Origin of the sequence: Sporosarcina sp. resist (genome assembly GCF_014302295.1) — a bacterium.
Taxonomy (GTDB): domain Bacteria; phylum Bacillota; class Bacilli; order Bacillales_A; family Planococcaceae; genus Sporosarcina; species Sporosarcina psychrophila.
Window position 1 is genome coordinate 4,888,576 of the sequence record NZ_CP060287.1, and the last position, 21,541, is coordinate 4,910,116.

The following is a 21,541-nucleotide window of genomic DNA, read 5'->3' on the forward strand; positions in this document are numbered from 1 at the left end:
TCCCCTTTATAGTTAGTTACTTTATGTAATTAACTATATTATAGAGCGTTGTAGTTGTCAAGTAAGTTAATTACTTATGAAATAAACCCATCATGTTATATACTGCATATAAAGGAGTGAAAGAAAAAATGAAGCAATCTATTATTTGTCCCCGATTTGAAAAAGCCATCTCGCTTTTAAGTCAGCGCTGGATGGCTTTGATTATCAATCAAATATTGTCGGGCTCAAACCGATTTAGTACAATTCAATCTTCTATCGGAATCAGTGGCAAAGTTTTATCAGAACGCTTAAAAGATTTAGAACAACAAGGGATTGTAAAGCGTGATGTTATACCTGAAACACCTGTTATTATTGAGTACTCCTTAACGGAAAAAGGGCTTTCATTAGAGCCGGTTTTGAAAGAAATAGAAAATTGGTCACAGTCATGGGTGGAAATAGAGAGTGAAGAAACATAAAATCATATTCTTACCTATACACAAAAGGAAAATATGAAATTAACAAAATGATTTCTAAGAAAACGTCAACTAGGAATAATTACAGGTTTTTGAATCTTTCCGATTTGCGGGAAGGTGAATATATTCAATAATGGCATTTTCATGACCGTTCTTATTTTGGTACAGGCTAGTCATTCCTTTTTCTTAATCTTCTGCTGTAATTTAGATTAAGAAACCGTATTGAAAATAAAGATTGTACTAGTTGTCTTCACAAAATCAATAATCACAAAACTCATTTTCATTCAATGACATGCAATGTAGAGAAGCGCTCCCTTTTTTGAACTTTTGGTGCTTTTATTTTTTCTAAATTCTGAATAAACAAGAAAAAAGATTAGACATCCGCGTACATGTCCAATCTTCATTTTATTATTGTTCAATTGTATTTTTTGAGTAGTGTATTGTACATGTACCTAAATTCGAAAAATTCATAATAAGGTTTGATCATTTTAGTGAAAGTTATCGAATTAACCCTTTGTCTGTGTCTTAATTTGTCGGACAACCCGTTCTCCCATTTCCGGCGATGCATTGTACAGATACGTCAAAACAATGCGTCGTGTCTCATCGGATATGCCGGCAAGATCAGCAGAAAGATTATTTACTAAGTGATTTTGTTGCTCAGGGGGAAGAGCATGATAATATTGCCCGGCCTGCGTAAAATCATCTGGTTTTGGCAAATCGGATCGTTCAAGATGCCCCTCCACAAATCTGCCGTTGCCGCTTGTCACTTGTGTTGCTGGTGTCCAGTCTTCCTGATGATTGATAGGTATTTTGCGAAAATCTGGTCCAAGCCGCCGCCGCTGGGAATCCGAGTAAATATTGGCGCGTCCCTGCAGCATCTTATCATCTGATAATTCGGCCCCTTCCAAAAGATTGGACGGTGAATATGCCAGTTTCTCCACTTGTTCCATATAGTTATCCGGGTTGCGGTTCAACGTCAAGCGGCCAACCGGCATCAGAGGGTACTGCTGTTTATCCCAAACCTTTGTATCATCCAATGGATCATAAGGAAGAGTGGCTTCATCTTTCGGATTCATAAGCTGCACATAAAGCCCATATACAACAGGCTCTCCCTTTGCTAGGGTATCATACAAATCCTGACCTGCAATATCTGGGTTCTCGCCATTCCATCGGGCGGCTTCTTGAGCATCTATATACTGCTCCCCAGCATAAGGAACCCAGTGATATTTTACATAACTGCGTACCCCCTCCCCGTTCTTCCAAACGTAGGTATTCACACCATAACCCGGCATGTGGCGAAAGCTTTTTACTGTGCCTGCATCAGAGTAAAGCCGAACAACAAAATGGGTTGATTCTGGCGCTCTGGCTATGAAGCTCCAGAACCTTTCGGGATCCATCAAGTTATTTACGGGCGAGGGTAAAAAAGCTTGAATGGTCTCTGGAAAACGTATAGCATCTCGTACTAAAAATACAGGAATATGGTTGAAGACCAAATCAAAAATACCCTCTTCAGTATAAAACTTAGTAGAAAATCCACGCACATTTCGTGAGGTATCCGGAGTACCTTTATTACTTACAGCAAGCGAAAACCTCACAGTAACTGGAACTTGCTGCCCAGGATTTTGTAAAAAGCACAGCTTTGTGTATTTTGCCATAGAATACACAGTCTCAAAGTAACCAAAAGCACCAAAGCCTTTAACATGCACTGGTCTTTCTAAAATTGTTGAATGGACAAAGGTCTCCAATGTTTCATGTAAAATACTGTCCTGCTCCAGTACAGGACCTCTTTCACCTACAGTCTGTGAATGCATTTCCTCAGCCCATGATGCATTTCTGTTTAGATGCGTGGAAGAACCTGATTCCCCTCCATTGTTTTCTCTCATAGTTATTCCTGCCTCCTGTACCCACAAGTTAATTCCCTAAGATACACTATTATTTATGTGAGGCCCCATACAATTATGAATGTAGTTAGCAGAATAACCATGCAAAAAAGAACGGACATCCGCAGGACGCGGCGACCTTAGCCAGAGTTCCACTAATCTGCAGAGCAGGGAGTTTGTGCTGATTCAAGTCGATATAAATAAATCATCATTTGTTGCTTTTCACATGCATCTCTTCTATACTTTTAACCACTAATAGGAGGAGATCCAAAAATGTTAAAGACAATCGTATTCGAACATCTAAAGAATGCCATGAGGGAAAAAGATGTGCTCGCAAAAGGAGTACTAACATTAGTAAAAGCAGCACTCGATAGCGCTGAAAAGGAAAAAGGTGCAGTTCTTTCAACTGATGAGGAAGTTGCCATCGTCAACCGCGAAATCAAACAGACCAATCAAGCGCTGGAAGGCGCACAAAAAGCACAGCGTGAAGACTTAATTGCACAAGAAGAAGCAAAATTAGTTCTGCTCAAAAAATTCTTGCCTAAACAACTTAGCGAAGACGAAATTGTAACAATGTTGACAGAGGCAGGAATCACCAAAGGTATGAACATGGGTGATGCCATGAAAATCGCAAAACCATTACTTACTGGGAAAACAGACGGAGGAACGATGTCAAAAGTCGTGAAAAACTTAATCTGATATTAGTGTGGGGTTTCCGTGCAAGATAATTGTTGCACGGAAACCCCATATTCATTTGTAAATCGACAATCCCTTTATGTGGATGTTGGATACACTTCCCGTTAAGTAGTAATAGGTAAGAGCTGATACTATTCGAATAATATCAGCTTTTTTTCCTATTCACTCAAAAGAAATTGCGGTTGTAAAAGACCCATTTCACAAAAATCCCCTTGTAGAAATGAAGATCCTGCCTGTTAGCTATCCAATCTTATATATCAAGCAATTAAATTGAATAAAAAAATAAGACCTCCGATTTGATAGATCGGACGGTCAAATAGCTGATCCCTCAAGGGGGCCGGCTAGATACTAATACAATTCTCAAGAGTATCCTGAACTTTCTTTACAGAAAGAGTTTCTACTCAAGCACTGATGTACTGCTTTTCGTTTGATAAGAGACGATATAAAATCCGTGAATTTTAACAATAAATTTACAGGTTTTTTATTTACTTTATCGACCCTTTAGTAATTTCGGTAAGTTTAGAATTAATCGCAAAGATTTTTGCGTTGACGGCTGTGACTCCAAATCCGGCTAATCTTTTAGTGTGCATATCTAGATATTTTTCAGCTGTTTCTTTTGTTTCGAAAATGTAAATTCCACCGGCTTCATTTGTTTCTGGGCTTTCTGTCCAAACTTTCGACTTGAATCCCTCTTCTTCATTGATGCTTTTTGCTAAATCAGTAAACGCTTCCGCCATTTCATCTCCGAATGGTCCAGCCATTTTAAAATCCACTTGTAGTAGGTACGCCATAGTCATTCTCCTCCGATTATTTAGTAGTTGTAAAATAAATTTTTCATGCGCTTGATAATGATCTCGTGTAAGCTCTTTTTCAATAAATGAGTTAATGACTATTTGTTCAACAATGTACATGACTTCAATTTCTTTGTGAAATAGAAGTTTTTCTGTTTCACGCAAGCTAAAAAGGGATGGTTGTAGTGCTTCCAGATTCAGAAATTATTTTTATCCTTCACATAGTATTCAAATGGATGTCAATACCTTAATTATAAAGACTCTTATGTTATTTAGCTAACTTGCTTCGTTAGTTCATATGTATTATACCTAAAAGTTAAGAATGAGTTTTAAAAGCGTGGCCTTTTGTATGATTTGATCTCCTTCGAAGACTCTCATGAATGTATAAACATGTTGTTTCCTCCCCCTTTTCATTTTTCCCCTGTAATATTTAAACCTGTCAATCATAATATGTAATTAACTGCTACAGTATCGGCAGCTATCATTTTTCCCCATAAGTCCAATCGGGATCGAGTATTTCCATTTGGATTCAGTGTTCAATTTCCGTCAGTTTGTCCAGTTTGATAGTTACGTTAAAATAATATGTATTAGTTCGGATTGGGCTGTAACCCATTAGAAAATTGTAATACAAGAAGAGACTTACTTAGATGGGCTGCATCATTTTAACCAATCCCCTGCTTTCCAATATAACTTTGGAAAGAATTCTCACCATCATAGATATTTTTTTGTATACCTCTTCTTTCTCCCAATACGCAGAATATATCCCATAAAATTATATATATACGACTAGTTAATTTCCCCTTATTTACATACTATAAAAGTTCCAACAAAAAATTAGCTGCAATGTTCAAAGAATGATAGAAACGAACTCATTTGCGAATAATCCTTGATGATCCCTGTTAAAGCTAACATTTTTGTAGACTTAAAATCAGATTCAACTTTTTAGAGGAGTTAGACTATTCCCAAAAAACATTGCTGATTTATACTCGTTCAGATATGATTGTCGAAAGGGGAGGAGAACATTCAATGACTAATAATAATGAAGATTTATTTGATATGGAAAAACAAAACGCCCCAAAAATGAAAATAAAAAGAAAAGATGGAGAACCAACTCCGGTTTTCAAAGGAGCTTCATGGGCAGCACTGGTAATAGGAGTATCAGCTTATCTCTTAGGCCTGTATAATGCAGCTATGGAACTGAATGAACAAGGATATTACTTTGCAATTTTAGTATTCGGACTCTATTCATCTGTCTCGTTACAAAAAGCTGTAAGAGATAAAGAAGAAGGAATACCAGTCACGAACATTTATTATGGTATTAGTTGGTTAGCACTTATTATATCTATTTTATTAATGGCCATCGGTTTATACAACGCAGGAAGTATTGTCTTAAGTGAAAAAGGGTTCTATGGTATGGCTTTCGTTCTTAGTATATTTGCAGCGATAACCGTTCAGAAAAATGTTAGGGATACACAGAGAGCAAGAGAAATAGATTGAGTTACTTCCCGTTAATTTGACAGTCTGGACTTATTCAACAAGTAGAATATAACTAAGCGAGTCACCCCTTTTTCTTACCGGAGTGTGACTCGCTTTTTTTGAATAAACGCCACTACATTTAGGATGTCAGTCACCCATATACTCTATCTTATTAAATCAAATTCTCCCGCTCTTCAGCTTGGAAAGGACTTTTTTCAAGCTCTGGTCACTTTCCCCCTCGGTACCATCTTTCAATTGCTTCGCCTGAAGATAGTATTCATCCGTAGCGAGTCTAAAGGAAGGGTCGCTCTGACTGTCACCTTAGATTCAATTATCAATCAAAAAAAGAACCCTTATTCATCAAGAGCTCAAACCGCATTTCATTTTATGGTGCATACCGGGTGCGAAACGTCGACCTTCAAACCGTCAGCGTGACGCTCTCCCATCTCAGGTTATTATACTACCCAAAATTCAAATCAGAATCTCAATTTATTAAGCCCATCAGTCGGTTTTATATAGCCTTTAATCAATATCGAATGAAAAGTTATGCACGATATACCTTAGTATTTACTTTTGTTAACATCATTGCTTTCAATGATGTTAACAAAAGTTTCAACTCATCGTGACTACCATCAAACTAAGCCTGGTATGGAGGAAGTTCCATCATTTTCAGCTTGCCATCGACTCGTTTAACTGTGTAAGTAAACTTTTCGGTGATCGTGTCAAACTCCCTCGTATGGAATAAGGTTCCGTCTTCCAACTTTAACGTAATCACGAATATATATTTGTCCTTGCTTACTACGGTCTGTTCAAGAATTTCATTCAGTGAAATCCTTGGCAATAACATCAGATACTGATCAATTAATTTCAACTTGTCATTAGTGTCTGTTTCGGGAAATAAGTTAATGAGTCCTTGGTAACTACCGCCGTATAACTCGACCAACTTTGCAGCGTCCTGATTAGCAATAGCCTGCATATATTGCTCTAACATATATTGCGGAATCTCAACGACATTTTCATTCTTACCCCCCTCCTGAGAGTTTGCTGACGGACTCAACGTTAATTTCTTTTTCCAAGTTAACTCATTGCCTTCGGAATCTTTGAATAGAAATACAACCTGACCTTCCTCACCCTTCATCGTATCCGGATATATGAAACCCGAGAATTGTCCGTCACCACTAATGTAAAATCCATCTTCCCCATTAGCTCCGTGTTCAATGGCATCTTGAACCGAATTTACAATCAGATTATCCTTGGAAATCCACTGTATTTCGGCTAGCGCGAATCCTTCCGGAACCTGTTTCACTACGAAATCGAAACTATTTCGCTCTATCGGTTTTGGGGTCTGATCTATTACAATTAATATTTCATTCCCGGAATCCGCTAAAGCGTCCTCTACTTTGGTGGTATTGTCTTGATTTGTTTCAGATGGCTGCGCTTCCGGTGCTTCAGACTCAGATTTCATAGCACAACCACTAGTTAAAAGAAGCATGCACAGAGCTGAAATGATATAGCTGTATTTTTTGTTATTCATGGGGTTCTCCTCTGCTTTCATATAAGGTAAAAGAAAATGCGACGCCTTGATTTGTATTCGCTACACCAAATTCGCTATCATGAAGCTCCAGGATATGTTTGACAATCGCGAGTCCCAGACCGGTCCCTCCAGATTTACGATCTCGAGAACGCTCAATCCGGTAGAATTGATCCCACACCCGGTTCAAATCGTCCTCCGCAATGGGCGGTCCAGCGTTCTCGATTACCGTGACTACCTTTCCAGAATATGTCCGCTCGATACTAATGGAAATGACACTGTTCTCCACAGCATGTCGAATGGCATTACTCAATAAATTTAGAACGACCTGTTCAATCCGTCTAGAATCTGCCTTTACAAATAGTTCTTCTACTTTGTTCAACTTGTATTGAAGGTGCTTTTCCTCTAATTGATGAGAAAACGAATCAGCTACATTTTGAACGAGGTTTGTCATGGATACGCTTCTAAGCGTTAAATGAATTGCTTTGACTTCGAATTTGGAGAGCTCCAGCATATCCATTATTAAAGCATTCATCCGATCTGTTTCATTCACGATGTGATTCAGGTAACGGTCTTTTTTGTCGCTCGCTACTCCATCCTGCAACCCTTCTGCGAAACCTTTTACAATGCCTAAAGGGGTTTTCAATTCATGCGATATGTTCGCGATTAGCTCTTTACGAAGTTGCTCGGATCGCCGCTTTTCTTCCATCTCCACTTGTAATTTCACATTCATATTAGTAAGTTCCTTTAAGGTCGTATCTAAATTCTGAGACAACGCATTTAGATTGCGCGACAGCTCCCCGAATTCATCCTTCGAATGAATTTCAGGCTCCATGGTAAAATCTAACTTGGCGAGTCGCGCGGCAGCACGGTTTAGCGTAACTAACGGACGGGATACAATTCTCGAGTAAATCAAAGATAGAATAATGGTGAGCATAATAATTACCGGCGTCAAATATACAAAATACTTCTTGAGTATCTCGACTGCTTCCCCAACTGGTTGTAGAGAAGTCATGACGAATAAATAACGTTCTGTATTTTCACTATGTGCTAGCGATTTAATCAGAATAGCGTATTGGACACCGCTCCAATTATCTATCCATTCCGCCTGAACAAGCGAACCGTCCTGCAAACGAGATTCATATTGTTCTAGCTTCGGCATCCAGTCCTAGAGGGCTTCATCGATCAGGGTATCTTGATATAGAGGGTTATACGAGCGTTGTTCGGGTAGCATCAAATCCGTTATTTTACCCTTCACTCGTGTTAACCTATTTACGAGATCTTCGTTTTTCTGCTGTATGGCAACAAGTTGCATGACAGTATCATCCTCATCCATGAAAATACCGTCTATCACTGTTGTATCGCCGATCTGAATCCCATTCGGAATAGCACCTAGTTCCATACCATCCGCGGGCACACGAATGGTAATGGCCTGTCTGTCTGTTTGCAACTCCAGAAAATAAGGATTTATGCTAATCCGTTCAAACCGATGATTTAAGATGGAAGTACTGGTATCATTATCATTCATAAATGCACCGAGTAGCCGTGAAACCTGCTGATTATTGGATCCAACCTGTTCGTATTGATCCTCGAAATGGCTCATATTCTGCTCTAGTGCATGGATCTTGGACATTCGATAAAACCGCTCGAAAAACAAGCCCTCCGCAAGCATCACAAGGGAAAAAACAGTCATAATCAGAATAGATGTTACCACAAAAAGTTTAAGGACTACCCCCTGCCTTCTCATGCTTCCAACTCAAATTTATAACCTACGCGGATGACGGTACCTATATATCGACCTTCGGCACTAAGCTTGGCTCTTAATTTTTTGACGTGGGTATCTACTGTCCGCAAATCCCCTAAATAATCGTATCCCCATACAGCGTCCAGAATATAATCACGGGATAAAACTTTACCGTAGTGCTTGATAAGAAAGAGAAGCAAATCATATTCCTTTGGTGACAAAGAAATCATATTTCCCGCCACGGAAATAGTATGAGCCATTCTGTTTACTACTAGATCGCCAAAGGTATGTATATCTCCTTCACGACCAATTGTACCTTCCGTTCTTTTCATTAATGCGGTAGCACGAGCCACTAATACCCTCGGACTAAAAGGCTTCGTCACATATTCATCGGCACCCAACTCGAACCCCATCAATTGATCATCGTCTTCCACCCTAGCTGTAATCATGATAATCGGTATGTCTGACTCCTTGCGAATGCGCCTGCATACCGACCACCCATCCATTTCCGGCATCATAATATCCAAAACAATCAGGTCAATGGAATTTTGTTCAAAAATCTCCAGTGCGAGCATTCCGTTCTCCGCTTCGTATACTTCCCATTGCTCCTTTTTGAAATAATCCGTTATAAACTCACGCATCAGCGTATCATCTTCGACTAACAATATCTTTCTTTTCATAGCTGCACTCTCCACATCTATCCACGTCACCCTTTAACTATGGACATGATTCTAGTATATTTTCACGTACCCTACACCTCCGATAGTACTTTCTAGACCTAGTATAGAGGACTCCTGTGTACGTCGTGTGTACGTTGTATGGATTTCATAAACCAGTAAAGTCAAAACTTTTAAAGGACTTCTTCTAGCAATTACTAATTCACAACAAACAATTGTCTTAACTGAATCATACTCTTGTTTTCTTCAGTGTTACAATGTCACCGAGTTCTCAACGTTTGTTTGACATTAACAGCCGCCTTCACACCAACTATGAATTTGGAAACCTCTCCATTATATGCGATATTCACAGAACAAGCGTTTCTATTACGGAACGAAAGATATGCAGTCATGAAACCCGTCATCCTATTATGTGGGTGATAAGGGTCAAGCAATATTTAAATTTTAATAAAGGCTATTGAATCTCTTGTTATGCAAGGTAAATAGACCATATACGCGTTCGACTTTTTTTAAAGATTGTCGACCATAAAAAGTCCGCACCAATGAAAAGTTCGAGTTACGCGGTCTTGGAAGAACTTCGTTCACATATGTAAAAGGGAATGAGTCATCATTGTATTACTTGAGTGTGTATCCGACAATACAGAATTACTTGTAGAAATGTCAGTTTGGTTTGCTTTTAAAGCACATGTGAAACATCGTACATCTAAATTAAATATACTTAATGATGGAATATTAGAAGGTAGGCAAAAGCTCATTAGTTATTTGTATACGATGGATTTACTAAAAAAATCTCAATCTTGATCTGGAAGTTGAGCGGCTCTTTGCATTAATTGATGGTATCGCCATGCACGTAAATATAAAAATGCACATAACCCGATTAACAACCAGGATTTATGTGCATTTTCCCACTATACAATTGAGACTTTAATTAATGTGAAGCACCTAATAATGGGTTCTTGCTATTCAGCTTCGCATTTCATTTTAGAATATCCTGATTATAGTTAGCCGCCATACAAATAAATACCGTGTATGTAGCTAGTAAAGGAATCAAAGCAAGTAACGGCGAAAGATAAATGACAATCAATAAAACCAAAATAATTCCGACCGTTGATAAAATTAATACAAGATCAGCTCTAGAAAACAAGCTTAGGGTGTCAATAACAATTCCGGCAGGACCAGTCATATAAACCGTCATACCAATTTGATCTTGTACCATTACTTTTATCTTCTTTATACTTACCTCTAATTCTTTGGAATCTAATGATCTTTATTTTCCGAGAAAAAGCTTGTGTGGGCCTGTGGCGGTAAAATACTGAAAGGTAGCATCTCTTTTAATCTATTGACTTCAGCAGCACTCACATTATCAAGTACCTCACCAATAACTTCCGTTTCACCTCACTACTTAATTGCCTGTGTCATGCGGGGCGGTTGATATCATCGCTACTCGCAAATATCGCGGTTCGGTATCTCCCTTTAGGAAACCTTGAATCACCCACATATACAATAAAAACGCTACTTTTAATGAATACGATACATCAAAAGTAGATGGACCACTCAAAGGCCGAGTTCTAACACATCTCTAAATGTGTTAGAACTCGGCCTTCTACTATTCTTGTGCTTTTATCTAGCATTTCTTGTTGACTAGTCGCTCAAAGCAACAGACTGATGGATAAATTCTTCATTGACAATGGCCTGGTATAAGAAGTCGGCGACATCCGCACGAGAAATTGAACGGCCGCCTTTAGGAACCCCAATCGCTTCTTTACGGTATGTCCCTGTAAACGGTTTGTCGTTGAGTCCTAGGGGTCTTGCAATCGTCCATTGTAAATTATTATCTTTTAATACAGCCACTGCATTATGATGATCGTCTAGCACATTTCCAAGCAATTTTATCGTAATTTTCCCGATAACACCTGGTATTTCCTTGTCGATTCCTGCCGAAGCCATGTAAGCGATCCGCGACACTTGCTGTTCCTTCATACCTTGAGCGATGTTTTGCGTCATTTCATGAAGTATTGTCGTTTTTCGTAATCCAGTGTTCGTTCCAAGTGTTGAAATAACTGCATCATGCCCAAGAATAGCTTTTTTTACATCAGATGCATCTGTTGCATCCCCCTGTACAATCACAAGGTTCGGATTGGAAATGTTTAAGTTACTTGGGTTTCTTACGAATGCTGTGACCCTATGGTTGTCAGAAAGCGCTTGCTCAACAAGCAACTTCCCTGTTTTTCCAGAAGCTCCAAAAATGATGATTTTCATAAGTTCCCTCCAAGCTGAATTGGTTTACCATTATTTAACTCGTAAACTAATTCTAACATAACTATTAAAGTACGACCTCCTTCGAATTGGAATACTAAAAATCACTTTCCAGCATTGAGTAATTATTGCTAACAAATCCCCCGCCAACTTGTTCGGAATGAAAACATCACTTTTTCTAATCGATGTAAGCGTGGTTGTTTAATTAACAACTTCAATCTTTTGATTGTAAAAAACAGGTCTTAACTTAAGTCGATTAATCATCTTAAACCACCGATTACAATAAAGCTAGAACAAAAATAGGTAGTTAAAAAGGACTCAACAAATCTAAGGAAAGCTGCTCTTACTTAAGGTATATCACTTATCATTATTGAAAATGGATCAGCTTCAAGCAAACATGGCATAGCGCTTGGAAGCGTTTGAACTCATTTGGTCTATTGGATTAATCGTTTTGGAGTGCACCCACTACTGGTGGGGACCTCTCCTTATCCAAGATGAATGGTTCAATGGTTCCCTTGTTAAATTCCTCAATGTTTATATTTCAGCTATAGTTGGTCCTCGTCGTTCAGAGAAGTGAATTTAGACATATACATCAACAATATACTTTTCATTTTTCTCTCTGTACATCTCATTGCTTTAAAAAGTACTGATTGTTACACTGATCTTCATTTCTATATTCTATAAGATCGATAAAATCCCTATATTACATTGAATTGAGTAACCCATGAAGAAATAAAATATGGTGCCGTCATACATTAGATAACCTCCCCCATTTGGGCGATAATACAACTATCAGAACTAACGTTTCATCGTAAAAAGAAAAGAGGTGTGGTCATGAAACCGGTCATCCCATTATGTGGATGATATGGGTCTAGAAACCTCTATACTTGAATAACATTTGTTGAATCCCTTACTTGATAAGAACTGTAGACCATATTTACGATAGACTTTTCCGAGTAAATAGTCTAACAATAACGAGGATTAGAAGATCAATCATTTTGGGTGAATTTATTACTGACTCCGTTAATATTTAACACTGACACAAATAAAGGGAAGAAAAACGCCTTAAATTAAGGCGTTTTTCTTCCCTTTATTCAATTATTACTGCCCTGTTACACCTTCTCATTTGGCTATAAACAATCCGGTGGTTCAATAAGAGTACTATGAAAGTTCATTTACTAGTTGTTCTGTTGTAATTATTTTCGCGAACTCCTCATGCAAAGTTGCAATAGAAACATTGTGTATCACTTCTGCATCGTAATATGTACCATTTTGATCCGTCATACCAAAGGCTGCTGTTGCATCTGAAATAAGGTATGTATTGAATCCTAAATTACCGCTCATTCTTGTAGTCGTAGAAACACAATGAGGCGTGGTCAATCCTGCGATTACAACCGTTGAGATATCATTTTGTTTTAGATATTCTTCTAAATTTGTACCAATAAAACCGCTATTTACTTTCTTTGTGATCACTACTTCTTCAGCAGTAGGTTCAACCAATTTTTTAATTGCAAATCCAGCATTCTTAGGATGAAATACGGAATCTGGATTATCTGACATATGTTGAATATGGATTACTTTCCACCCTTTTTCCCTCCATAATGTCAGGATCTCACTAATATTTTCTTCGGCATGAAGATTATTTCGTTCTCCCCATTTTTTATCATCAAAAGCTTTTTGCACATCTATGATAATTAAAGCTTGGTTTCTTTTATCCATCACTAATCCTCCTAATTTCCCATACAATTAAAACATACAGACTAATCACGATTTAATCAATCATTTGTAGCTTGTATCCTCCACTAATTAAATGATTACTTCACCGCATTGATTAATGGTAAAAAAAGAATAAAGGAATATTAATGACTTTATCAAAACTTTATCAAAGCTTTATAAAATTACTATCTAGTCATTACGAACACATTAACTTCCTCTTGTACGATTAATAAAAAGAGGGAGGAATTTTTATGGTGAATATCAGGTTACGCAAAAACGAAACTTTTATAATAAGTAAACCAGGTGAAAGAGGATGACCGAAACCAGAAATGTACCTATCAGAAAAATAATTATTTTTGCACTTACTTATTGTCTTATTTTCGCAATTCGTTTCTTCCAGCATCTGTATACGGTCGAAGTAAGGTCAGCCATGACACTCATGTTATATACCGTGCTTTTTATCGCAGGAATCTTTTTATTTCGCCAGCATCTGGCTGATAGTTGGCAACTTCTGAAGAAATCCATTTCTCGTAGCTTATTGTTACTGATTGGCTTCTACTTCATTTTCATCTTATTTTCTGTTTTGGCTTACTACTTGTTACCTATCGGTGATGCAACCAATGATCAAAATGTTTATCAGATCGCAAGGGCATTTCCTCCAATTCTCATTCTCGCTATTCTTGGTATTATGGGGCCGATAGTAGAAGAATTTGTATACCGGCATTTGCTGATCTACAGATTATCAAGTCGTATACCCGTATGGGGTTGTGTGTTGCTATCAAGCATTTTGTTTGGATTACTGCATATGCACAGTTTCTCTGACCTCACAAACATCGTGCCTTATTTAACAATTAGCCTTATACTTGGCACATTGTACGTCGTTTCTAAATACAACTTGCTTGTTCCAATTATTTTTCATACATTTAACAATCTAAGCGCCTTGATCCCACTAGTCCTGTATACGTAAAATGACATTTTAGTTTAAATCAAGCAGTAAAATCTACACCAGAGGAGGCCTGACGTTGAATAAGAAAGTCTTAATAATTGAGGATGAGACTGAACTAGCAGATATAATTAGGGATTATCTCAAGAAGGATAACTTTGAAGTTATCATCTGCAATTCAGGGAATGAAGCGTTAACCATTTTCAATAAAGTGCAGCCTGATATTATTTTGCTAGATTTAATGTTGCCAGGAATTGATGGGCTAGAAATTTTGAGGAATATTCGGCTACAGTCTACACTGCCTGTCATTATTATCAGTGCAAAGGAAACAGAACTAGATCGTATCTTAGGGTTAGGATTAGGTGCGGATGATTACGTGGTGAAGCCGTTTTCTATAAAGGAACTTGTAGCAAGGGTAAAAGCCCAACTAAGAAGAGCAACGACATTTACAAACTTACAAACTGATGAAAAGTCAGTCTTAAAATTTTGCGATATACAAGTAAATAGGATATCCAGAGTAGTCAAAAAATCCGGAGTTGAAATTCAATTTACCGCAAAAGAGTTTGATATCCTTTCATTCCTGTTGTCCCATCCAAATCAAGTTTTTTCAAAACAGCATCTGTATGATCAAGTATGGGGATTTGATGAATACGGGGACTTAAACACTGTGGTTATCCATATTCAAAAAATTAGAGATAAACTCGCGTTGGCAAATTGCATCGTCACTGTTCGTAGTGTAGGTTATCGGTTTAACGGTGATTTACTATGAAACGAGGATTAATATCGACATTAAAATCTATTCTCATCCTGCTCATAATTTCGCCTTTGCTTATGGGCCTATTACTGGTGGGATTTAGTTCGTCAAGAGAACAATTACTTTTCATTATTTCTATAAGCCTCTTTTTTGCTATTCCTTATATTCTTGTAACAATGGTGCTAACCCGTTTTATAAAAATAAGAGTGGTTAAGCCTTTAGAGGAATTAACACAAGTATCGAACGAAATTCTTTCAGGAAACCTCGATTTCCCCATTAATTATGATCGAAATGATGAGATTGGTAGATTTGCTACTCATTTTGAAAAAATGCGATTGAGTTTAAAGAAAAACAAGGCGGAACAAATGGTCTTTGAACAAAAACGTAGACAGTTTATCACAAACATTACCCATGATTTAAAGACACCCTTAGCCTCTATCAGTGGTTATGTTGAGGGGTTAGGAGATGGGATGGCTGTTGACGAAGAAGACTTTCAAAAATACCTAAAAGTGATTGATAAAAAAGTGAAAGAACTGGATACTTTGATTGGTCAATTAAAGGTATTCAATAAATCCGAGGGAGATCAGCTACCTACAAAGGGTGAAGTGCTCTATGCAAAGGACCTTCTAGAAGATTTATACGAAACGTGTGGGGTGGATGTAGCCTTACAGGGAATACCTTGTGTTTTGATCAATGAAATAGAGAATGATTGTCGAATTAAAGTGGATAAGGACCATATGCAAAGGGTGGTTAGTAATTTAGTCAATAACGCTACCAGGTATGCAATGAATACATTTGAAATGAAAGGCTGGAATAATCATCAAACGATTTACATTTCGGTTGCAAATGATGGACATCACTTGCAACCGGAAGAGTTATCTAAACTATTTGATAGATATTATTCTGGTGAATATAGAAATGGAAACCCTAAAGGACATCTAGGGATTGGGTTGAGTATATCAAAGAATCTAGTTCATTTAATGCAAGGTGAAATAAAAGCTTCTATAAATAAGAATAGATTTATCATAACGATTGAATTGCCGATTTATGATGAAGGAATTTAAAAAGAATTACAACTCTTTATATATCATATTGCTGAAGAAAATAATTACAGTATCTTGTCTTTATAAAGTACCTTGTTCACATGATGTCTTACTGTTTTATGACCGGCTGTAGTTCCTTTACCAATCGCTATAAGCAAAACGTCTAAATACCTTTCAGATATATTTAAAGTCGCCTTTAATTGTTTAGAATCATAACCTGACATAGTGATTGTTTCAAAACCAGCTTCATTTACTAATAAAATTAAGGACATTGAAGCAAGACTTACATCTCTAGTTAATTCTAACTTTAAATCTTCAGCTGATTTATTTGCATAGTAATTAATTGCAGCATTCGCTAGGTGGTCCCTTAATGATTCATCAAAATAGCCTGCTTGAAAGCCCTCCTCATGTATCTTAATGATACTATCCTTATCAAAAGCTTGATAATCACCAAGAATGACAATACGGTATCAACAATATTAATTCTACTTGTCACTTCTCAACTATTTGTTGAGTATTGTCTTTTCTACTTGAAAACCAAATAAACTTCCACATAGCTTAGCACTAATTTTCACCCTAACTATTGATTAGAAAACCTTCTCAATCTATGAGATAATAGGAGAACTAACGTTTTTTCCTTATCAGTGAAAGAGGTCTTGTCATGAAACCAGTAATTTTAGCCGAAAAGCCAAGCCAAGCGAAGGCATACGCAGACGCTTTTTCTGTACGGCGACATGAAGGCTATTTAGAGTTATTGCCCTCCCCTATTTTTTCTGAAGGTGCATATATTACATGGGGAATCGGCCATCTTGTCGAACTAAAAGAACCTAAAGAGTACGATCCGAAATGGGCCAAGTGGTCGCTTGCCAGTTTGCCAATATTGCCGGAACGCTATGAGTTTCAGGTCGCAAAGGATAAAACCAAGCAGTTCGCCATTGTAAAAAAGCTGATTAAAGCTACTGATACTGTCATTAATGCTTGTGATATCGACATATCTCTATAAAACAAGACGTACATAATATAAAAAGATATCCTTGTCTATGTATAATAAGGGTTACTAATGGATTTTTGAAATGCACTTAATTATACAAATGCACATATACACATTGAGAAGTGTTATTTATGTGCAATTTATCAAGTGATCCTAACTTTGTTTAACTGAGGTATTTTTGCAAGGGAGTCCTCTCAACTAATTTAGAAAACGATACTTATTTCCGTACCATTCCCGACCTCACTTTCCACTAGCAGCTCCGCATCGTGTAATTCTACTAATTGCTTAGTTATCGCCAAGCCTAAACCTGTTCCTGAAGTATTTTCTGTTGTCGTTCCTCTATAGTATCGATTAAACATATTGTTTTGTGCTTCCTCATTCATTCCTTTACCGTTATCTTTAATCTTAATAGAGAACTCATTTGTTTTTTTATAATAAAAACATGAAATAACAACCTTTGTTTTTTCAGGATTGTGCATGATAGCATTCATGATGAGATTAGAGAGAATTCTTTTCACAGCACTAGGATCAAAAGAGCATTCATAATTTGTTACATTAAATTCAAATATGACCTCATGGTGAGAAATGTTCGGTAATTGTTGAAATTCAAGAACAATCGATTCTATGACGGGAATGATGTTTGATTTCGTTTTATTGATTGCATACTTTCTTTGATCGAGTTGCAAGGTCAAATGTAATTCATCAATTAGTTCCTTTATATGAATCGATTTTCCGTGCATTATTTTCATCGAGGCTAAAACTTCCTCTTTAGTGTATTGTTCAGGTTGCTCAATGATCATATTTGTGTATCCTTGGATATAGGATAAAGGTGTTTTTAAATCATGCGTTATGCCCGCTGTCCACTCACTTCGTCTCTTATCAAGAATCCCACGTTCTATTTTGTTTTCCTCTAATTTATTAGTTAGTGATTTAAGATTTAAGTAAATCTCATTAAAAAGAGGGAAAAGAATCATTTTTTTATTTTTATTATTATGCGGAATGGGTACATTATGATCTCCGTTGGCTAATTGATGTAACCATGTACTAAAGTAAAAAAATGGTTCAGATATTTTCTTTACATAAAATAGACCAAATAAAATAATAGAGATTATGATTGGTACGAAAGCCATAACCACTGCCCAAATTACATTTGAACCTATTTCCGTATCAAAAACTTTCTCTGCAATAATCGTTGAAAATGTGTAAAACAGAATCGAAGTTGTGAATACAGTAAAAAAAGATACCACAATTACAAGAAAAAAAACACCTGAAAAATGCAAGAATAACTTCTTTTTCATATTATAATTCACCCTTGAGAAACAAATTTATAACCCAAACCCCTAATATTAATTAACTTTTCAGGTAAGCTAGGATTTACCTCTATTTTTTTCCTAAGCCTTCTAATATGAACGACGACAGTATTTTCATACCCGATTCCCTGCTCTCCCCACACCGATTTATGAAGATGTGCCGTACTAAAAACTTGATTAGGATGTTTCATAAAGAAACATAACAACTCATATTCTTTTGAAGGCATTGCAACTGAATTGCCATCGATAAGAACTATTGCCTCTTTCATATTGACCTTGATTCCCCCGATTTCATAAATAGAGGTTGGGGTCTTTTGAATATTATCAAGCTTTTGTCGCCTAGTGATAGCCTTTATTCTTGCAATCAGCTCCATTGGATTAAATGGTTTTTTAATATAATCATCACCGCCTATTGTAAGTCCTGATATTACATCGAAATCAGTCGTTTTTGCTGATAAAAAGAGGATCGGGATTTGAAATTTAGAACGAATTCTTTTACAGACTTCATAACCATCCATATCGGGTAACATAATATCCAAAATGATTAGATCGATTGGGTGTTTTTCTACCATTTTTAAAGCTTCTTCTCCTGAATAGGCTGTGTATAAATGGGAGTAACCATTTTTTGAAAGAGCTAATTTCAGCATATCAATAATTCCTTTTTCATCATCTACAAGTAATATATTCTCACTCATATACGTTCTCCTACTCTGGTGGTGCTTATATTTTTTATAATCACAGACATTCTTCGTTTTTGTTTATAGTCTTCTTTCCCCATATATAGAGAATAAGAGAAAGAGTAAAAACAAGTGCATAAAAATAACTTAATGAATGTGAGAGTCCTGTTTCCGTTGGCGATGCCATTGCAATTGAAGGCAACGTCCAAAGATAATATTGTTCAAGGCCCACTACCATCATAACTAAGGAAAGAAAGGTGAATAAGACATTTAAAGATAAAGAGAACATAAAACTTTTTGTTTTTATAGCTAGCATCAATTGAAAAATAGCGATAGGAAAAATAGCAATCCATCCATTTATAACAGCTTTCAAAAAGAAAGTAAGATTCAGATTGTCTTGTAAACCAAGTAAGTTTCCTACAACTATAAAAAGAAGAAACTGCGTCATTTGTGTAATCAGTAATAATAAAACCAATAGAAATAATTTTGAAGAAAATACTTTTTCTCTTTTCACAGGCAAGGAAAACAATTGTTTCCAGCCCCCTGTTAGATGATCTGTCCTACACAAAAATATTGCATATATACCTGATAAGATGGGAAATAAAAATAAACCATAAAAAAATGTTACTTGGTTCCATAATTGATACCATTCATTCGTATCACTTTTAGATAAAATATCTAAAGATGATGTATAGTTAAAAGAGCCTAAGAAAGTACCCATAATAGGTCCGATTAATACTAAAATCCATATTTTTTGTCTTTTTAATTTCATTAATTCTATTTGAAAAAGATCCATAAATAAGTACCCCCTCACATTATATCCCGTTTCGTAAAATGAAGCATGCTAATGAGTATAATTAGAGCACCAACTATCAGACTTAATGCTACGTACATACCTGGATTTGCGGTTTGTATTATACTCATATTTTGAGCTTCATCAATGACTAGTTGTATTGGTAATACTGATGACGGAAAGGTCCAAATTAAAAGTCTTCCTATATCAAATGGAAAAACATAGAATGTATAACTAAAAATCGCTAAAAAAATCCCTATACTTAATGGAAATGCTTGATTCTTTACGATAAGCGAGAGCCATAGTTGGAAGGCGATTATAGGAATATAAGCTATGAATAGCGATACAAATGCTTTTAAGATTAGATTTATCAGACTAAAATCTATTCCTAAAAATATAAACCCTATAAAAGTAAACCCTATCATCAGACTTACAAAAAAAGCAATTTCAGCAATTATGCATTCAATTAGTTTTGCAAAATAAATTCCACTCTTTCTTAATGGGAGAGTAAAAGTTTGTTTCCACATATCATATCTGTGCTCAGAATTGGCAATATGACTACATATCAAAGTCATAGATATCGGAAAAAAGATTGCACATACCGTGCTCATTTGTAATAAATAGCTTTCCCAAGGTGATTCAGTAATAGGATTGTTTCTTATAGACAAACTTGCAAGTAGCAATACAAATGCACCTGAAATAAAAGGAAGAAGAAATACATACTTATTCATTTTTTTAAAGTCTATTTGAACCAAGGTCCACATTATTTTCTTCATCCTTCCTAATTAAGTTCAAAAAAATCTTTTCTAAGGACTCTTTTTGCTCTTCAATTCTATATATATTTATCTTATTTTCAACCAATAATTTATTAATAGCCGCAACTTCCTTGTATCCAGTTTTACTTATCACAAAGCCATTACTATGATTAGCAAATTTTATTTTTCTATCCGTTAATAACATTTGTGTTTTCTCAATTTCTTCCACATGAAAGTGAATACATGACTCATTAAGATTTCTTAAACTACTCATTTCCCCTTGAAATATTAACCTCCCCTTATTGATGATTCCAACGTGTGTAGCAATTCGATCAATTTCACTTAGTAAATGACTTGATATAATGATCGTCATTCCGTATTTCTCGGGGAATGATTTAATTAGTTCTCTAATTTCCTCAATGCCAGAAGGATCGAGACCATTTGTTGGTTCGTCTAAAATTAGTAGTTCAGGTTTCCCTAAAATAGCTGCGCCGATACCTAATCTTTGTTTCATACCGAGAGAGAAATTTTTTGCGAGCTTATTTCCCGCCATGTTTAGTCCTACTATTTGGAGCACTTCATTTATTCTTATATCAGGAATTTTCCTGACTTTCGCAATTATCTTCAGATTTTCAAAGGCAGTTAAATTTCCATAATACGATGGAGATTCTACTAGAGAGCCAACATTTTTTAATACTTCAATTCTATTTTTGTCAACTGATTTTCCATTTATCCGAATTTCACCGTTGGATGATTTAATTAGCCCCAAAAGCATTCGAATTGTTGTCGTTTTCCCAGCACCATTTGGCCCCAAAAAACCGTAAATTTCACCTTGCCTAACTTCTAAAGAAATATTATCTACAACAGTAGAATGCTTATACTTCTTTGATAAGTTTTTTGTTTTGATAATCATTTTCTCCATTACCTCACCTCAAACACAACAATATCAGGTGATAATGAACAGAAAAGGAATAGAACATTAACAGAACATTAATCTTTAAAAATGTAGACATATAGCACAAAACAAAAAGGATCAGAAAAAGTATTGATATGATT

At 36.3% G+C, this 21,541-nt stretch carries 21 protein-coding genes; 7 read left to right on the forward strand and 14 right to left on the reverse strand.

Going from position 1 to position 21,541, the window contains the following annotated elements:
- Positions 1 to 128 precede the first annotated feature (128 nt).
- Positions 129 to 455 carry a winged helix-turn-helix transcriptional regulator gene (locus H7992_RS23555; protein WP_187046210.1) on the forward strand — a complete coding sequence of 109 codons (327 nt, stop codon included), beginning with the start codon at positions 129 to 131 and terminating at the stop codon, positions 453 to 455.
- Between the two features lie 503 nt (positions 456 to 958).
- Here H7992_RS23555 and H7992_RS23560 read toward each other — a convergent pair.
- On the reverse strand, positions 959 to 2,335 hold the full coding sequence (locus H7992_RS23560) for a catalase (RefSeq protein WP_187046211.1): 1,377 nt from the start codon (positions 2,333 to 2,335) through the stop codon (positions 959 to 961).
- A gap of 270 nt (positions 2,336 to 2,605) precedes the next feature.
- On the opposite strand from H7992_RS23560, the gene H7992_RS23565 reads away from it, so the two are divergent.
- Positions 2,606 to 3,031 (forward strand): GatB/YqeY domain-containing protein, encoded by a 426-nt coding sequence (locus H7992_RS23565; RefSeq protein WP_067213697.1) that lies wholly within the window; start codon positions 2,606 to 2,608, stop codon positions 3,029 to 3,031.
- A 482-nt stretch (positions 3,032 to 3,513) separates the two neighbouring features.
- Here the strand turns inward: H7992_RS23565 and H7992_RS23570 are convergent, their stop codons facing one another.
- The gene (locus H7992_RS23570; RefSeq protein ID WP_187046212.1) at positions 3,514 to 3,819 is read right to left on the reverse strand and encodes a monooxygenase; all 306 of its coding nucleotides are present in this window, start codon (positions 3,817 to 3,819) and stop codon (positions 3,514 to 3,516) included.
- A 1,026-nt stretch (positions 3,820 to 4,845) separates the two neighbouring features.
- Between H7992_RS23570 and yiaA the strand changes: the two genes are divergently transcribed.
- Positions 4,846 to 5,316, forward strand: a complete 471-nt coding sequence (gene yiaA, locus H7992_RS23575; RefSeq protein WP_067213699.1) for an inner membrane protein YiaA — start codon at positions 4,846 to 4,848, stop codon at positions 5,314 to 5,316.
- Positions 5,317 to 5,932: 616 nt separating this feature from the next.
- On the opposite strand, the gene H7992_RS23580 is transcribed toward yiaA, so the two are convergent.
- The 7 genes from H7992_RS23580 to H7992_RS23605 all read right to left on the reverse strand — a co-directional run bounded on the left by H7992_RS23580 (position 5,933) and on the right by H7992_RS23605 (position 13,222).
- Positions 5,933 to 6,829: a hypothetical protein gene (locus H7992_RS23580; protein ID WP_187046213.1), complete on the reverse strand. Its 897-nt coding sequence runs from the start codon at positions 6,827 to 6,829 to the stop codon at positions 5,933 to 5,935.
- Positions 6,822 to 7,988 carry a sensor histidine kinase gene (locus tag H7992_RS23585; RefSeq protein ID WP_255428534.1) on the reverse strand — a complete coding sequence of 389 codons (1,167 nt, stop codon included), beginning with the start codon at positions 7,986 to 7,988 and terminating at the stop codon, positions 6,822 to 6,824. Before H7992_RS23585 ends, H7992_RS23580 begins: the two co-directional genes overlap by 8 nt.
- A gap of 6 nt (positions 7,989 to 7,994) precedes the next feature.
- On the reverse strand, positions 7,995 to 8,459 hold the full coding sequence (locus H7992_RS24945) for a hypothetical protein (protein ID WP_255428535.1): 465 nt from the start codon (positions 8,457 to 8,459) through the stop codon (positions 7,995 to 7,997).
- 110 nt (positions 8,460 to 8,569) lie between these two features.
- Complete coding sequence (locus H7992_RS23590) at positions 8,570 to 9,250, reverse strand: response regulator transcription factor (RefSeq protein ID WP_187046214.1); 681 nt, start codon at positions 9,248 to 9,250, stop codon at positions 8,570 to 8,572.
- A gap of 973 nt (positions 9,251 to 10,223) precedes the next feature.
- A complete protein-coding gene (locus H7992_RS23595; RefSeq protein ID WP_187046215.1) occupies positions 10,224 to 10,463 on the reverse strand; it encodes an MMPL family transporter in 240 nt (79 codons plus the stop codon).
- A 425-nt stretch (positions 10,464 to 10,888) separates the two neighbouring features.
- The gene (locus H7992_RS23600; protein WP_187046216.1) at positions 10,889 to 11,506 is read right to left on the reverse strand and encodes an NAD(P)-dependent oxidoreductase; all 618 of its coding nucleotides are present in this window, start codon (positions 11,504 to 11,506) and stop codon (positions 10,889 to 10,891) included.
- A gap of 1,158 nt (positions 11,507 to 12,664) precedes the next feature.
- Entirely contained in the window at positions 12,665 to 13,222 is a 558-nt protein-coding gene (locus tag H7992_RS23605) for a cysteine hydrolase family protein (RefSeq protein ID WP_067213704.1), read from the reverse strand.
- A gap of 310 nt (positions 13,223 to 13,532) precedes the next feature.
- Between H7992_RS23605 and H7992_RS23610 the strand changes: the two genes are divergently transcribed.
- The 4 genes from H7992_RS23610 to H7992_RS23630 all read left to right on the forward strand — a co-directional run bounded on the left by H7992_RS23610 (position 13,533) and on the right by H7992_RS23630 (position 16,962).
- The gene (locus H7992_RS23610) at positions 13,533 to 14,186 is read left to right on the forward strand and encodes a CPBP family intramembrane glutamic endopeptidase (protein ID WP_187046217.1); all 654 of its coding nucleotides are present in this window, start codon (positions 13,533 to 13,535) and stop codon (positions 14,184 to 14,186) included.
- 55 nt (positions 14,187 to 14,241) lie between these two features.
- Positions 14,242 to 14,931 carry a response regulator transcription factor gene (locus H7992_RS23615; protein ID WP_067213706.1) on the forward strand — a complete coding sequence of 230 codons (690 nt, stop codon included), beginning with the start codon at positions 14,242 to 14,244 and terminating at the stop codon, positions 14,929 to 14,931.
- Positions 14,928 to 15,980 (forward strand): HAMP domain-containing sensor histidine kinase, encoded by a 1,053-nt coding sequence (locus H7992_RS23620; protein ID WP_187046218.1) that lies wholly within the window; start codon positions 14,928 to 14,930, stop codon positions 15,978 to 15,980. Before H7992_RS23615 ends, H7992_RS23620 begins: the two co-directional genes overlap by 4 nt.
- A gap of 640 nt (positions 15,981 to 16,620) precedes the next feature.
- Positions 16,621 to 16,962 (forward strand): toprim domain-containing protein, encoded by a 342-nt coding sequence (locus H7992_RS23630; RefSeq protein ID WP_187046219.1) that lies wholly within the window; start codon positions 16,621 to 16,623, stop codon positions 16,960 to 16,962.
- A 191-nt stretch (positions 16,963 to 17,153) separates the two neighbouring features.
- Here H7992_RS23630 and H7992_RS23635 read toward each other — a convergent pair whose 3' ends face one another.
- Genes H7992_RS23635 through H7992_RS23655 form a run of 5 tightly spaced genes read right to left on the reverse strand, consistent with a single transcriptional unit; the run spans position 17,154 to position 21,407 of the window.
- Positions 17,154 to 18,248, reverse strand: coding sequence for a sensor histidine kinase (locus H7992_RS23635; protein ID WP_187046220.1), 1,095 nt, complete (start codon positions 18,246 to 18,248; stop codon positions 17,154 to 17,156).
- Between the two features lie 8 nt (positions 18,249 to 18,256).
- Positions 18,257 to 18,955, reverse strand: coding sequence for a response regulator transcription factor (locus tag H7992_RS23640; RefSeq protein WP_187046221.1), 699 nt, complete (start codon positions 18,953 to 18,955; stop codon positions 18,257 to 18,259).
- Between the two features lie 40 nt (positions 18,956 to 18,995).
- Positions 18,996 to 19,733 carry an ABC transporter permease gene (locus H7992_RS23645; protein WP_187046222.1) on the reverse strand — a complete coding sequence of 246 codons (738 nt, stop codon included), beginning with the start codon at positions 19,731 to 19,733 and terminating at the stop codon, positions 18,996 to 18,998.
- Positions 19,734 to 19,747: 14 nt separating this feature from the next.
- On the reverse strand, positions 19,748 to 20,494 hold the full coding sequence (locus H7992_RS23650) for an ABC transporter permease (protein ID WP_187046223.1): 747 nt from the start codon (positions 20,492 to 20,494) through the stop codon (positions 19,748 to 19,750).
- Positions 20,466 to 21,407, reverse strand: a complete 942-nt coding sequence (locus tag H7992_RS23655) for an ABC transporter ATP-binding protein (RefSeq protein WP_187046224.1) — start codon at positions 21,405 to 21,407, stop codon at positions 20,466 to 20,468. The genes H7992_RS23650 and H7992_RS23655 overlap by 29 nt, the downstream gene beginning before the upstream one ends.
- Positions 21,408 to 21,541: the final 134 nt, after the last annotated feature.